The sequence below is a fragment of the Nocardia cyriacigeorgica genome, from assembly GCF_010858045.1.
In the GTDB taxonomy this organism is placed as follows: Bacteria; Actinomycetota; Actinomycetes; order Mycobacteriales; family Mycobacteriaceae; genus Nocardia; species Nocardia cyriacigeorgica_E.
Genome location: NZ_JAAGVC010000046.1, coordinates 25,642 through 39,373 on the forward strand (window position 1 = coordinate 25,642; position 13,732 = coordinate 39,373).

General features: G+C 66.1%; 14 protein-coding genes. 9 read left to right on the forward strand and 5 right to left on the reverse strand.

Annotated elements, in window-relative coordinates:
- Positions 1–119: 119 nt before the first annotated feature.
- Entirely contained in the window at positions 120–1,739 is a 1,620-nt protein-coding gene (locus tag GV790_RS25385) for a GMC oxidoreductase (RefSeq protein ID WP_163816839.1), read from the forward strand.
- Between the two features lie 88 nt (positions 1,740–1,827).
- Positions 1,828–2,664, forward strand: coding sequence for an ion transporter (locus tag GV790_RS25390; protein ID WP_163816841.1), 837 nt, complete (start codon positions 1,828–1,830; stop codon positions 2,662–2,664).
- 21 nt (positions 2,665–2,685) lie between these two features.
- On the opposite strand, the gene GV790_RS25395 is transcribed toward GV790_RS25390, so the two are convergent.
- The 4 genes from GV790_RS25395 to GV790_RS25410 form a co-directional block, all read right to left on the reverse strand.
- Positions 2,686–3,894, reverse strand: a complete 1,209-nt coding sequence (locus GV790_RS25395) for a low temperature requirement protein A (RefSeq protein ID WP_163816843.1) — start codon at positions 3,892–3,894, stop codon at positions 2,686–2,688.
- A gap of 58 nt (positions 3,895–3,952) precedes the next feature.
- Positions 3,953–4,411 carry an SRPBCC family protein gene (locus tag GV790_RS25400; protein WP_163816845.1) on the reverse strand — a complete coding sequence of 153 codons (459 nt, stop codon included), beginning with the start codon at positions 4,409–4,411 and terminating at the stop codon, positions 3,953–3,955.
- Between the two features lie 147 nt (positions 4,412–4,558).
- Entirely contained in the window at positions 4,559–4,750 is a 192-nt protein-coding gene (locus GV790_RS25405; protein ID WP_175586006.1) for a DUF1918 domain-containing protein, read from the reverse strand.
- 30 nt (positions 4,751–4,780) lie between these two features.
- Positions 4,781–5,362, reverse strand: a complete 582-nt coding sequence (locus GV790_RS25410; protein ID WP_163816847.1) for a TetR/AcrR family transcriptional regulator — start codon at positions 5,360–5,362, stop codon at positions 4,781–4,783.
- 72 nt (positions 5,363–5,434) lie between these two features.
- On the opposite strand from GV790_RS25410, the gene GV790_RS25415 reads away from it, so the two are divergent.
- The 4 genes from GV790_RS25415 to GV790_RS25430 all read left to right on the forward strand — a co-directional run bounded on the left by GV790_RS25415 (position 5,435) and on the right by GV790_RS25430 (position 9,089).
- Entirely contained in the window at positions 5,435–5,998 is a 564-nt protein-coding gene (locus GV790_RS25415; protein WP_163816849.1) for a dihydrofolate reductase family protein, read from the forward strand.
- A 31-nt stretch (positions 5,999–6,029) separates the two neighbouring features.
- A complete protein-coding gene (locus GV790_RS25420; RefSeq protein WP_163816851.1) occupies positions 6,030–6,605 on the forward strand; it encodes a dihydrofolate reductase family protein in 576 nt (191 codons plus the stop codon).
- A 180-nt stretch (positions 6,606–6,785) separates the two neighbouring features.
- Positions 6,786–8,051, forward strand: a complete 1,266-nt coding sequence (locus GV790_RS25425; protein ID WP_163816853.1) for an aspartate kinase — start codon at positions 6,786–6,788, stop codon at positions 8,049–8,051.
- A 3-nt stretch (positions 8,052–8,054) separates the two neighbouring features.
- The gene (locus GV790_RS25430) at positions 8,055–9,089 is read left to right on the forward strand and encodes an aspartate-semialdehyde dehydrogenase (protein WP_163816855.1); all 1,035 of its coding nucleotides are present in this window, start codon (positions 8,055–8,057) and stop codon (positions 9,087–9,089) included.
- Between the two features lie 61 nt (positions 9,090–9,150).
- On the opposite strand, the gene GV790_RS25435 is transcribed toward GV790_RS25430, so the two are convergent.
- Positions 9,151–10,503: a serine hydrolase domain-containing protein gene (locus tag GV790_RS25435; protein ID WP_163816857.1), complete on the reverse strand. Its 1,353-nt coding sequence runs from the start codon at positions 10,501–10,503 to the stop codon at positions 9,151–9,153.
- Between the two features lie 339 nt (positions 10,504–10,842).
- On the opposite strand from GV790_RS25435, the gene GV790_RS25440 reads away from it, so the two are divergent.
- The 3 genes from GV790_RS25440 to GV790_RS25450 all read left to right on the forward strand — a co-directional run bounded on the left by GV790_RS25440 (position 10,843) and on the right by GV790_RS25450 (position 13,663).
- Positions 10,843–11,283 (forward strand): Fur family transcriptional regulator, encoded by a 441-nt coding sequence (locus GV790_RS25440; RefSeq protein WP_036532176.1) that lies wholly within the window; start codon positions 10,843–10,845, stop codon positions 11,281–11,283.
- A gap of 50 nt (positions 11,284–11,333) precedes the next feature.
- On the forward strand, positions 11,334–12,803 hold the full coding sequence (locus GV790_RS25445) for a catalase (protein ID WP_104362224.1): 1,470 nt from the start codon (positions 11,334–11,336) through the stop codon (positions 12,801–12,803).
- Positions 12,804–13,168: 365 nt separating this feature from the next.
- Positions 13,169–13,663, forward strand: coding sequence for a hypothetical protein (locus tag GV790_RS25450; protein WP_036532181.1), 495 nt, complete (start codon positions 13,169–13,171; stop codon positions 13,661–13,663).
- Positions 13,664–13,732: the final 69 nt, after the last annotated feature.

A 13,732-nucleotide genomic window follows, 5' to 3' on the forward strand; every position in this document is an offset into this window, starting at 1 on the left:
TCTCTCTATAAGGAAGATCGTTCCATCACGGGTGCGGCCGGGTGAACAGCGGCTGTTCAACATTGGCGATTGCCGGTAATCTTCCCCCGGCCGCGCGCGTGAATTTGGAGGTGGCAGAAGTGGATAGGCGTGCCTTCCTCGAGGCGGTGGGTGCGGCGACAATGCTGGGGGTCCTCGGATCGACGGCCGGTGCGGTCACGGCGAATGCCGATCCGATCTGGGATGCACTGTTCCGTGAATGGGTGCCGGAGATCTTCGCGCCGCTGCCCGATCCGGCCGACCATTCGCCCGCGATCGTCGTCGGCTCCGGTTTCGGCGCTTCGGCTACGGCGCTGCGATTGGCGCAGGCCGGCGTTGCCACCACGGTGCTCGAGCGCGGCTCGCGCTGGCCCAATGATCCGTGGCGGGAGATCTTCACCGGCGACGACCTGCCCGACGGCCGCGGCTTCTGGCACCGCACCTCCTTCACCGGGGTGACCAAGGTGCCGATGCAGTTCGCCAGTTTCGGCGGGGTCCTCGATGTCACCGAATACCCGGGAATCGATGTGTGGCGCGCGGCCGCGGTGGGCGGCGGCTCGATCGTGTTCAGCGGTGTCATGATCGCGCCCGAGCGCAGCCTGTTCGACCATGTCTTCGGCGGCGTCGTCGATTACGGCGAACTCGAGCGCGTCTATTACCCACGCGTGCGGCAGATGCTGCGGCTGGACGCCATGCCCGCCGACATCTACCACTCGGCGCCGTTCACTCATTCGCGTGCCTGGGACGAGCAGGTCCGCAAGGCCGGATATCAGCCGGTGCCCAACGATTCGATTTTCAGCTGGAACATCCTGCGCGACGAACTGGCCGGGCGCAGCAGGCCATCGGCGACGGTGGCGCGCAGCAATCTCGGCAATTCCAACGGTGCGAAATTCGATCTGAACCAGAACTATCTGCGCTACGCCGAGCAGACCGGCCGCTGCGGAGTGTTCCCCGGTCACCGGGTCGACGCCATCGCGCAGGAGAGCGGCGGACGCTATTCGGTCACCGTGACGAAACTGGCCCCGACCGGTGACGTGTTGCGCACCCGCACCCTGACCTGCGATCAGTTGTTCCTCGGCGCCGGTTCCATCGGCAGCACCGAACTGCTGGTCCGCGCCCAGGCCACCGGCGCGCTGCCCAACCTCAACGAGCACATCGGCGACGGCTGGGGCACCAATGGCGATGTGGTGCTGGCGCGTGGCGCCAGCTCGGTGGCCGGCTTCGGCCAGGGTGTGCCGAGCGCCAGCCGGATCTACGACGATTCCGCGGTACCACTCACCCTGGAGAACTGGTACATCCCCGGCATCCCGTTCGAAACCGGAGCCCTGGCCTCCCTGGGCATGGTGCTCGATCCGACCCGCACCCGGATGGGATATGACAGAGGCACGGATTCGGTCGGGCTGAGCTGGTCGACCCGCAACCGCGACGAGACGGTGGCCGCCGCCCGCGCCGTCGACCGCGGGATCGCCGAGCGGGCGGGCGCGCTGGTCGAATACAGCGCCCTCGGCTACGACGCGAATGCGCTGTTCACCGCGCATCCACTGGGCGGTGCTGTGCTCGGCCGGGCCACCGACGGGTACGGCCGGGTACACGGTCATCCCGGGCTCTACGTCATGGACGGCGCGGCGATCCCCGGCAGCACCGCGACGGTCAATCCGTCGCTGACCATTACCGCGCTGGCCGAACGCAATATCGAGGCCATCATCCGCGCCGGACGGTGACGCGCCGCGACGAAGCGCGAAATCAGCGTGGCCGCCGCGGCGCGGTATTACCGTCGGCTGGGTTGTTCGGCAGCGAAGGGATCCTCACGTGGCAGTAACGTCGCCCACCGGCTATGAACTGGACGAGGTGCCCGAACCCGGCGAATACCCGCGCAAACCGCCCACCCTGTGGACCGATTTCCTGATGCTCGGGCTGGCCATCGCCTCGGTGGTGCTGGTCGGCTGGATCACCTTCTTCGAGGTCTCCGAGCAGACCTACCGCACCATCGTGATCGCCGACTACACCATCTGCGCGATCTTCGCCGTCGAGTTCCTCTGGCGGTGGCATCGCGCGGGCTGGCCGTGGACGTTCCCGTTCGTCTACTGGTACGAAGTGCTCGGCATGATCCCGGTGACCAGCCCGTGGCTGCGTGGATTCCGGTTGCTGCGGATCGTGGTGATCCTGGTGCGGCTGGCCAGGGTGGCCGACCGGGTCTTCGGCGACCGGGTGACCGCCGCGGTGGTCAACCGCTCGGTCGGCACGATTGTCGAGACGATCAAGAAGCCGGTCACCATGGCCGTGCTGGACGAGGTCGCCCACGCTCTGCGCGCGGGCCACTACACCCAGAACATCGCCGCGGCGCTGGAGGAGAACCGCAAGGAACTCGACGAGATGATCGTCGAGTTGATCAAGAACGATCCGCAGGCCGGCCGGGTCCGCTACCTGCCGTTCCACGACGACATCATCCGGCTGGTCGCCGATACCGTCTTCCGGATCCTGTTCCAGTTCCTCGACGATCCGCGCACCGACGAACTCGTCTCGGATCTGTTGCGGGAGAACATCGACCAGATCCGCGACGCGCTGAGCAACGGGGTGAAGGTGCCACCGTCCGCCTATGGTCCCACTCCGCTGGAACGCACCGTGCGCCATCACTTTCCGCGCTGAGCGCCGCCCCTTCGGGCGGGCTCATGCGGTGGCGTGGCGGATCCGGTCGCGCGCTCCGGCGTGCCGAATGGTTTCCCAGCCGATCAACGCCCCGAGCGCGACGAACAGCATCGTCAAGGTGACCAGTGCGGGCAGCATGGCGGCCACCGGGATCAGGGCGACCAGCACGATCGCCGTGACGATCCGGGCCACGGAGAGGTTGCCGGTGGCGTAATGCTTGAACCCGACCAGACCCACCAGGTACAGGGCGACGCCGCCGAAGAGCGCGCCGAGCGGGATACCGTACAGGGCGTCGCTGAGGCTGTGGTCCGATTCGTCGCCGACGTAGTACAGGACCTTCTTCAACCCCAGCGACAGCCCGATGACGCCGGCGATCATCGGGAAATGCCAGTACATGTAGCACATTTGGGCGATCTTGATCTGGCGTGCGCCGGTGGCCTCGGTCAGGGCGTGCTCCACGGTCAGCGCGGCGACGTCGAAGTAGGCCCACCACAGCAGGCCCGAGATGGCCAGGCCGAGCATCGATGCGAGCGTGATCGGCCAGGAGATGGGCAGGCCTGCGACGCCGATGCCGATGGAGACGATCGATTCGCCGAGTGCCACGATGATGATCAGGCCGTACCGCTCGGCGTAATGACTGGCGGAGGCGAGCCGCCATTCGGTGCCAGCGAACCGGGTCCACACCCAGTCACCCGCGATCGCGGCGATCCACAGCGCGATCTGCAGTCTGCCGTCGACGAGGGCCGCGACGACGAGGAGCGTGGTGCCGAGGGTGATGGAGCCGAGCGCCCAGCGCAGGATCTGCGCTCGCAGCTTCGGATCGCCTTCGCCGGCCAGCCACATCAGGGCCAGATGCACCAGCCGCACCACCAGGTAGGCGATGGCGAACACCAGCGGCCCGAACCATCCGCCGTCGAGGTCGTCGAAGGCTTCGGGAATGGTGAGTGCGGCGATGAACGCGCCGCCCATGGCCACGAACATGCCCACCCGGGCGATACCCTCGTCGGCGCGGACGAGATTGCCGAGCCAGGAGTAGGAGATCCACAGCCACCACATCAGGGCCAGGCACAACAGCGCACGCAGCAGGTTCTTCGCGGTGGTCTCTTCGGAGGCGAGGTCGGTGACCATCGTGAACGCGAAGACCAGGACCAGGTCGAAGAAGAGTTCGAGCTGGGTCACCGAGGAGCCCTCGGCCATCGGCTGCAGCCGGGCTCGTTTGGATCCGATCATGGATGACATCGTGGCAGGTCGGAGCCTGCGATGCCCGCCCGACGGGCGGGCTCAGTCATCAAGCGGTTTGAAACGTCTCCGTTTCGGGAAATCGTTCGGCGAATTCGATGAACGTCTCCACCATCGCCTCGTTCGCGCGGCGCACGGAGCGCTTGAGCAGGAAGCCGGGAACGGGAATGGGCAGGTACAACTCGTTGTGGTACCAGACGTGGGTGCCCTCATCGGACTCGCTCAGCTCGAAGAAGCCCCCGCCCTTCACGCCACGCGTGCTGTCGACGACCTCCCAGGCCGAGCGGTTGCCCTCCCAGTCGTATTCCAGGACCTGGAGGTCGGAGCTGCCGAGCATTTCCGCTTTGACGAAAACCCGGCGCGGCCTGCCTTCTTCGTCGCGGGTGGCGACGCGGGCATCGGTATAGGCCGACGACCAATCCGGGAGCATTTCCACCGCTGCCAATGCGTCCATGACCTGTGCGGGGTCAGTGTCGACGACGAATCGGATATCGGTCTTCGTACGCATGTCTTACCTCCGCACCCCCGCATTACCAACGCGCCGATTGTGCCCAGCGGCACAGTGATCGTCAACACTGAGCCTACGGTTCCGTAGGTAGCTATACGGTTGGTCGACGGTTGCTGCGGGCGTGCGAAGTGACCGAAATGTGATGTTTCAGTTCGACCCCGACGGCTCCACTGTCGCATCGGGGCCCGGGTAGATCAGCGACTCGTGTCCGTCCTCGAAACGCACGATATACGGGGGCGACCCGTTCGGTCCGCGCACCTCGACGATCTCGCCGAGATGATCATGGTCGCCCACGATGTGACCGTGCACATGGAGCCGATCTCCGACGTTCGCCATCATGGCTCCCATTATCGGGGAGCGTGGTGCACATCACAACCCGACCTGTTCTGCTATGGCCCGAGCGACCGCCGTTTCGATCAGATGCCTGCTCTGTTCTTCGGTGAAGATGCCCGGCAGCGTGAGCCGGTCGACGATCAGCCAATTCAGCGCCAGATACAACAGCAGCACTGTGTCCTCGTCGCCCGGCATGCCGGAGTCGATGTGGTTGCGGACGTTGAATTCGATATCGGCGCGGACTCGTTCGGTGAGTACTTCGCGCAGTTCGGGCCGTCGGGTCGCCTCCAAGCGCAGTTCCAGTAGGGCGAGGTAACCGGTGCGGAAGGTTTCCAGCCGGTCCACCACGTCGGTCATCAGCTCGGTGATCGTCTCTTTCGTCTTCGGTCCGCCGAGCTTGGCCATCATCGCCGCGCTCGGCTCGAGGCGTTCGTAGAAGCGGCTGCCGGTCTGGGTCATCAGGTCGTCGCGGTTGGCGAAATAGTTCGAGGCCGTGCCCGCGGGCACGCCGGCTTCCTTGTCCACCGCGCGAAATGTCAGTCCACGCGCGCCCTCGCGGGCCAGGACCTCGATGGCCGCGTCGAGCAACGCGGCCCTGCGCTCCGGATTCGTTCTCACCTTGACACCACTCCAGTTGTAGTACTACGTTGAAACCACTACAAGCAGAGTACAACATCTCAGGTGGTTCATATGCGAAAGCTCGTCTACTACGTCGCCGTCTCGCTGGACGGGTACATCGCGGGCCCCGACAACCAGTTCGACTTCTATCCGGGCAGCGACGCCTACACCGAATGGATGTGCGCGCAGTTCCCGGACTCGATCCCGACCGCGGCCCGGCCGCATATCGGCATGGCGGTGGATTCGCCGAACCGGGAGTGGGACCCGGTGCTGATGGGCCGCGGTACCTACGCCGTCGGTCCGGCAAACCCCTTCGCGCATCTGAAGCAATACGTCTTCTCGTCGACTCTCGCGCCGGAAGCCGATCCGGCCATCGAGGTGGTGCCCGGCGATCCGCTCGCCCTGGTCCAGCGGTTGAAGCGTGGCGAGGGCCTCGATATCTGGCTCTGCGGCGGCGGCAAGCTCGCGGGCGCGCTGGTCGGCGAGATCGACGAGCTGATCATCAAGAGCTATCCGGTTGTCGCTGGTGCGGGCATTCCCGCCTTCGCCGACGCCTTCGATCCGACACTGTTCACTCCGGTCCGGCGCAAGGAATTCGACAGCGGCAACCAGGTCACCTGGTATGCGCGTGCCTGATCGACTCACTCACCACAGAAAGCAGGACCCCATGCGAAAGCTCGTCTACTACGTCGGCATGTCCATCGACGGCTATATCGCCGGACCCGACGGCGGCATCGATTTCTTCCCGCTCCCCTCCGACTTCACCGAATGGATCGCGGCCGACTATCCCGAAACCCTGCCTGCCCATGTCTGGCCGCATTTCGGTGTCGCCGAGGGCACGCCGAGCAAGAGTTTCGACACCATGGTGATGGGGCGCGGCACCTACGAACCAGGGCTGGCCGTCGGCATCACCAGCCCGTATCCGCAGCTACGTCAATACGTCGTGTCCAGCACGCTCGGCACGATCGATGACCCGGGTGTGCAGCTGGTGGAATCGGATCCGGTCGAGCTGGTGCGGCGGTTGAAGCAGGAGGACGGCCTTGATATCTGGCTGGCCGGCGGCGGCACACTCGCCGGTGCGCTGATCGACGAGATCGATGAACTCGTCATCAAGAGCTATCCGGTATCGGCAGGCGCGGGTGTCCGCGCGTTCGACGGCCCGTTCCGGCCCACTCGGTTCACCCCGACCAGGCGGCGCGAGTTCGGCAACGGCACCCAGGTCACCTGGCTCACCCGCGCCTGACGCTCGCCGTCGACGAGGGCGATCACCGGCGGCAATAGCCCGTCGGCATCGATCTCAAACGAGATCCGGCACGGTTGTGTCCTTTTCCACAGGCTCGGAGGTAGGCCCGAAATCGCTGGATGCGGGCCGGTACGCTGAATCACCGGAATAAGCTTTTCGTCGATCTGGGAGGACCCTGTCGTGGCTCTCGTTGTTCAGAAGTACGGAGGATCCTCGGTCTCGTCGGCCGAGCGTATCCGGCGCGTCGCTGAACGGATCGTCGAAACGAAGAAGCAGGGGCACGAGGTGGTCGTGGTCTGCTCCGCCATGGGCGATACCACCGACGAGCTGCTCGATCTCGCCCAGCAGGTCTCCCCGGAACCCCCGGCGCGGGAAATGGACATGCTGCTCACCTCGGGTGAGCGCATCTCCAACGCCCTGGTCGCGATGGCCATCCACGCCCTCGGCGAGGAGGCGCGCTCGTTCACCGGCTCGCAGGCCGGCGTCATCACCACGGGCGCGCACGGCAAGGCCAAGATCATCGACGTCACCCCGAGCCGGCTCCGCGAAGCCCTCGACGACGGCCTGATCGTGCTGGTCGCCGGTTTCCAGGGGGTGAGCCAGGACAGCAAGGACGTCACCACCCTCGGGCGTGGCGGCTCCGACACCACCGCGGTCGCGCTGGCCGCGGCGCTGAAGGCCGATGTCTGCGAGATCTACACCGACGTCGACGGCATCTTCACCGCCGACCCGCGCATCGTGTCCGACGCGCAGAAGCTCGAGCAGGTCTCCTACGAGGAGATGCTGGAGATGGCCGCGTGTGGCTCGAAAGTCTTGATGCTGCGTTGTGTCGAATACGCGCGGCGCTACAACGTGCCCGTGCATGTGCGCTCGTCGTACACCGACAAGGTGGGCACCACCGTTTACGGATCGATGGAGGACATCCCGATGGAGCAGGCAATCCTGACCGGCGTTGCGCACGATCGCAGCGAGGCCAAGGTGACTGTCGTCGGCCTGCCGGACGAACCGGGCTACGCCGCCAAGGTGTTCCGGGCGGTCGCCGACGCGGAAATCAATATCGACATGGTGTTGCAGAACGTCTCCGAGGTGGAGACCGGCAAGACCGACATCACCTTCACCCTGCCCAAGACCGAACTGGTGCGCGCGGTGCAGATCCTCACCGAGCGCAAGGCCGAGATCGGTTTCTCGGAGGTCCGCTCCGACGAGAACATCGGCAAGGTCTCTCTCGTCGGCGCGGGCATGAAGTCCCATCCCGGCGTCACCGCGACGTTCTGTGAGTCGCTGGCCGAGGCCGGCGTCAACATCGATCTGATCTCGACCTCGGAGATCCGCATCTCGGTGCTGGTCGCCGAATCCCAGCTCGACGAGGCGGTCAAGGTGCTGCACCGGGCTTTCGATCTCGGCGGTGACGAGGTCGCCGTCGTCCACGCCGGAACGGGGCGATAAATCATGGGTGTACGGGTTGGAGTCGTCGGCGCGACCGGTCAGGTCGGCGCCGTTATGCGCAAGCTGCTCGAGGAGCGCAACTTCCCGGCCGACGAGGTGCGTTTCTTCGCCTCGGCCAGGTCCGCGGGTAAGAAGCTGCCGTGGCGCGGCGGTGAGATCGTGGTGGAAGACACCGAGACCGCCGATCCGTCCGGCCTCGATATCGCGCTGTTCTCCGCGGGCGCCACGATGTCACGGGTGCAGGCGCCGCGTTTCGCCGCCGCCGGCGTCACCGTTATCGACAACTCCTCGGCATGGCGCAAGGACCCCGAGGTGCCGCTGGTGGTCAGCGAGGTGAACCCGGAGCAGACCCGCAACCTGGTCAAGGGCATCATCGCCAACCCCAACTGCACCACGATGGCCGCGATGCCGGTGCTCAAGCCGCTGCACGAGATCGCCGGGCTGCGCAGGCTCATCGTCTCCAGCTACCAGGCGGTGTCCGGTAGCGGCCTGGCCGGCGTGGAAGAGCTGGCCTCGCAGGCGCGCGCGGTCATCGACGACGCCGAGAAGCTCACCCACGACGGTGGCGCGGTCGATTTCCCCGCGCCGAACAAGTACGTCGCGCCGATCGCGTTCAATGTGCTGCCGTTGGCCGGTTCGCTGGTCGACGACGGCTCCGGCGAGACCGACGAAGATCAGAAGCTGCGCAACGAGAGCCGCAAGATCCTCGGCCTGCCCGACCTGCTGGTCAGCGGCACCTGCGTGCGTGTTCCGGTGTTCACCGGGCACTCGCTGTCGGTGAACGCCGAGTTCGATCAGCCGCTGTCGGTGGCGCAGGCGAAGGAGATCCTGGCCAAGGCGCCGGGCGTGAAGCTGGTCGACGTGCCGACGCCGTTGCAGGCGGCCGGGCACGACGAGTCGCTGGTCGGCCGGATCCGGCAGGATCCGGGTGTGCCCGACGGCCGCGGTCTCGCGCTGTTCATCTCCGGTGACAATCTGCGTAAGGGCGCCGCGCTCAACACCATTCAGATCGCGGAAGTCCTGCTCGCCGACCGCTGAGCGGTTACCTCTCACGACCGAGCCCGGCCGTCGCTGCACAGCGGCGGCCGGGCTCGTCTGGTCAGCGGATGCCCGGTGTGCGCGGATCGGGGCCGAGGCAGGCCAGGATGGCGCAGCCGGGTGGGGCGTCGCTGAAGGGCGGGCGCAGCGGCTGGTTCAGGCAGGCGAAGACGTTGCAGCCCGGATAGGCCGACGGCCCCACCCCGACGATGGCCAGCAGGATATCGCTGTCGATGAAGGCATTCGGGTCCAAGGTCAGCGGTGGTTCGACGTACGGGCCCGGGTCGGCGACCGGCGGCTCATGGAAGGCGGCGAACAGCCTGCGGAAGAATTCGTGCGGCAGTTCGGCCTGGTTCTGGATGACGCCGGATGGGCCGTGCGCGCTGACATTGCCGAACATCCCGGTCCACACCACGGTCAGATCCTGGCTGGGGAAGACGAAGACGTTCTGCATGCCCATACCCGCCATGGAGTACATGTCCGGTGGCAGGAAGCTCGCGTTCTCCGCGCAGGAGGGTCCGAGCCAGAACAGATACCCGTAGCAGTGATTGGTCGCCGACGGGGAGCGGGCCTTGTCCAGATAAGCGCGTGAGACGAGTTGCGTTGTGCCCCAGCGTCCGTCGTTGGCGACGAGCAGCCCGAGCTTGGCCAGATCGTTCGGCGGGATCATCAGGTGCGCGTAGCCGTAGGTGTGGCCTGCTCGGTCGCGGGCCCAGTAGTAGTCGCCGCGCGCGATGCCGAGCGGGTCGAACAACTCGCGCTGGGCGAACTGCTGCAGCGGTTCGCCGACGGCCAGTTCCATCACATAGGCCAGCAGGTCGACATTGCGCTGGCTGTAACTGAATACGGTGCCCGGTTCGTGATCCAGCGGCACCCCGAGAGCCTGCACCGCGCTGTTCGGATCGAGCGGAATCACTCCGGTGATGCCTTCGGTGACCACGCCGACGCGCATCCCCGACGATTCCGTCAGTAGATCCTCGACCGTGATGGAGCGCCGCTGCTCGTCGCCGAGACCCGCGGGCAGATACCGTCCGATCGGCGAGGAGATATCGAGCTTGCCCTGGTCCGAGGCGATTCCGGCGAGCAGGGACACGATGGACTTGGTCACGCTCCAGACATTCCAGGCCACGTTGCCGGTCTGCGCGTTCGTCGGGCCCTCGCCGATCAGGCAGTTGTGCCGAAAGACCTGGACGTTCAATCGATTCCGGGTGCTCGCGAACTGGAGCGCCTCGGCGAGGCGCTGCGAATCCAGCCCTACCGCTTCGGGTTCGGCTCGCTCGAGTTGGCGCCCCGAGTGCACCGAGCACTCCGCCGGGGCAGGCGGTGGCGCCGCTGCCGCGGACGCGGCGAAGACATGCCCCGCAACCAACGCAACCGCTGTGACCCCTACGAGGAGTCCACCGAAACGCCCCATGCGGATCAGGTTAGCGCCGGAGGCCGGGCGGGGCCGGTATATGCGAAACGCCGCCAGGTCGGGGGACCTGGCGGCGCCGAGTCGCGGGACGCCCACGCCGACGTCACCACTGGTATCGACACCCGGCAAGCGCCTCTCGGCGAGTGGTCGCTCGAAGCGACAGATGGGGTGAGGCCCGGGGCTGCTCGGATGCCGACAGCGGGGTTCAACGAGCCGCACGGGCGGACTATTCCGGGCCGAAGATGTGACGTGCGGCACTACACTTTGGCCACACGCCGCAGTTCGGCAACTCACCAGTTATTTTCTTGACTAATTCCAGAAAAGGTGGAGACTCGAAGTATGCACACCGACAGCACCGATCCCCGCGAGCAGTTGCGCGCGGCCGGTCTGCGGGTCACCGCCCCGCGGGTAGCGGTGCTCGACGCGGTCGCGGCTCGTCCGCATTCCGACGCCGACACCGTCGCTGTCACCGTCCGGCAACAGCTGGGCTCGGTCTCCACCCAGGCCGTCTATGACGTGCTGCATGCCTGCGTCCGCGCCGGCATCCTGCGGCGCATCGAGCCGGCCGGGTCGGCGGCGCTCTACGAGGCCAGAACCGGCGACAACCATCACCACCTGGTGTGCAGAAACTGCGGCACGGTCGTGGACGTGGACTGTGTCGTGGGCAGCGCCCCCTGCCTGCAACCCGATGACGAACACGGTTTCGCCATCGATGAGGCGGAGGTCGTGTTCTGGGGCCTGTGCCCGAACTGCCGTCCGGACCGACGGCCGACACTCTGACAGTCCCGGGTCAGCCCATCCCGGGTCCGTTGACAGCCGAGGAGGCTTTTATGACCAAGCCGACAACCACCAACACCGGCATTCCCGTCGAAAGCGACAACGAATCGCTGACCGCGGGAACCCAAGGCCCCGTTCTGCTGCACGACCACTACCTGATCGAGAAGCTCGCGCAGTTCAACCGGGAGCGGGTGCCGGAACGCATCGTGCACGCCAAGGGCTCCGGCGCGTACGGCGAACTGGTGGTGACCAACCCGGAGATCGCGAAGTACACCAAGGCCAAGCTGTTCCAGCCCGGCGCGCGCACCGAATCGCTGGTGCGTTTCTCCACCGTCGCCGGTGAGCAGGGCAGCCCGGACACCTGGCGTGACCCGCGCGGTTTCGCGATCAAGTTCTACACCGAGGACGGCAACTACGACCTCGTCGGCAACAACACCCCGGTCTTCTTCATCAAGGACTCGATCAAGTTCCCCGACTTCATCCGCTCGCAGAAGCGGCTGCCGGGTTCGGGTCTGCGCGATCACAACATGCAGTGGGATTTCTGGACGCTGCGCCCGGAATCGGCGCATCAGGTCACCTGGCTGATGGGCGATCGCGGCATCCCGAAGAGCTACCGGCACATGAACGGCTACGGCTCGCACACCTATCAGTGGATCAACGCCGAAGGTGAGCGGGTATGGGTGAAGTACCACTTCCGCACCGATCAGGGCCAGGACTTCCTCACCCAGGCCGAGGCCGACCGGCTCGCGGGCACCGACCCCGACCTGCATCGCAAGGATCTGTGGGACGCCATCGAGCGCGGGGATTTCCCGAGCTGGACGGTCTACGTGCAGATCATGCCGGTCGCCGAGGCGGAGACCTACCGGTTCAACCCGTTCGATCTCACCAAGGTTTGGTCCAAGAAGGACTACCCGCTGATCGAGGTCGGCAAGTGGACGCTGAACCGTAACCCGCGCAACTTCTTCGTCGAGATCGAGCAGGCCGCGTTCGAGCCGTCCAACATCGTGCCCGGCATCGGGTTCTCGCCGGACAAGATGCTGCTCGGCCGCGTCTTCGCCTACGCCGACGCGCACCGTTACCGCATCGGCACCAACTACGCGCAGCTGCCGCCGAACGCGCCGCGCGCCGCGGAGGTCAACACCTACTCCAAGGAAGGCGCGATGCGGTACCACTTCAACGAGCCGGAGGTGCCGGTGTACGCGCCGAACTCCTACGGCGGCCCGCACGCCGATCCGGAACTGGCCGGTGACGGCGGTGCCTGGGAGTTCGACGGCAAGGCCGTGCGCGCCGGCTACATCCAGCACGCCGAGGACGGCGATTTCGTCCAGCCCGGCATCCTGGTGCGCGAGGTGCTCAACGATGAACAGCGCGACCGCCTGGTGAGCAATATCGTCGGCCATGTGCTCGGCGGTGTGCAGGAGCCGGTGCTGAGCCGGGTCTTCGAGTACTGGAAGAACGTCGACAGCGAGCTCGGCAAGCGCGTCGAGGAGGGCGTGCGGGCCGGCCTCAACGGCAACGGCTGACCCCTCGGCGTCTCGAAAAAACTTTCCGCCCCTGACCATTCCGGTCAGGGGCGGATTTTTTCTGTCCAGCGGGTACCGCAGGGTCCTACAGCAGACCGAACCAGTAGATCACGCAGGCCAGCATCCAGACGACCACGGTTTCCATCGACGCTCTCCCAATCTTCTTGCCGTACTTCCATCATGGCGCGAATCGAGCAGCCGCGCCGCAAACTGGTCCAGTTTCGCCGATCGGGGCCGCTCGAGCGGGGATTGCCGGGCTGCAAGTTCTTCTTAAGGGCGCGCCAAGCCGGGGGCGGCATTGTTCGTATCAACACCGGAACACACCGGAAAGCACAGACCGAAACCCCGAACAGGACGTAACGACGATGATCGGCAAGCTGACCACCGCCCTCGCTCTCGCCACCACGACCACCGCCCTCGTTCTCGGTGCGGGCACGGCCTCGGCCGCCACCGAAGGCGTCCCGGGTGCCGCCGTCACCGGCCAGGCCACCTGCACCCACAAGAACGACAAGATCCGGATCGAGATCGATTCGCCGGTCGTCTACGCCCAGCCGGGCTACCTGCCCGGTGAAAACCAGCAGATCCGCTACCGCACGGTCATCGTCGACGCCGCCCAGGGCACCCTCGCCGTGGCAGGCGAGTGGGAGACCGGCAAGGCCACCGACACCAAGGCCGCCGATATGGACGACACCAAGGTCGACGTCCTGCGCAACGACCCCAACGCCTACCTGGTCATCCAGGAGGTCGAATGGCTCGCGCCCGACGGTGAGAACCCGGTGGCCAAGACCGACCTGTACGCGACCAGCTACCTGATCAAGGACGGTCGCACCGAGCTCGGCACCTTCGACTACTGCCAGTAGTCGCGAGGTCCGAAACGGGGGAGGTGACGGGCCGGGGAGGGACCGTCACCTGGGGGTCGGGCCGGGGAG

What these genes read in the sequence shown, in the direction of transcription:
- GV790_RS25440 (WP_036532176.1), top strand. Translation starts at nt 10,843, where the DNA reads ATGCACACCGACAGCACCGATCCCCGCGAGCAGTTGCGCGCGGCCGGT.
- GV790_RS25445 (WP_104362224.1), top strand. Translation starts at nt 11,334, where the DNA reads ATGACCAAGCCGACAACCACCAACACCGGCATTCCCGTCGAAAGCGAC.
- GV790_RS25430 (WP_163816855.1), top strand. Translation starts at nt 8,055, where the DNA reads ATGGGTGTACGGGTTGGAGTCGTCGGCGCGACCGGTCAGGTCGGCGCC.
- GV790_RS25400 (WP_163816845.1), bottom strand. Translation starts at nt 4,411, where the DNA reads ATGCGTACGAAGACCGATATCCGATTCGTCGTCGACACTGACCCCGCA.
- GV790_RS25415 (WP_163816849.1), top strand. Translation starts at nt 5,435, where the DNA reads ATGCGAAAGCTCGTCTACTACGTCGCCGTCTCGCTGGACGGGTACATC.
- GV790_RS25450 (WP_036532181.1), top strand. Translation starts at nt 13,169, where the DNA reads ATGATCGGCAAGCTGACCACCGCCCTCGCTCTCGCCACCACGACCACC.
- GV790_RS25420 (WP_163816851.1), top strand. Translation starts at nt 6,030, where the DNA reads ATGCGAAAGCTCGTCTACTACGTCGGCATGTCCATCGACGGCTATATC.
- GV790_RS25435 (WP_163816857.1), bottom strand. Translation starts at nt 10,503, where the DNA reads ATGGGGCGTTTCGGTGGACTCCTCGTAGGGGTCACAGCGGTTGCGTTG.
- GV790_RS25395 (WP_163816843.1), bottom strand. Translation starts at nt 3,894, where the DNA reads ATGATCGGATCCAAACGAGCCCGGCTGCAGCCGATGGCCGAGGGCTCC.
- GV790_RS25405 (WP_175586006.1), bottom strand. Translation starts at nt 4,750, where the DNA reads ATGATGGCGAACGTCGGAGATCGGCTCCATGTGCACGGTCACATCGTG.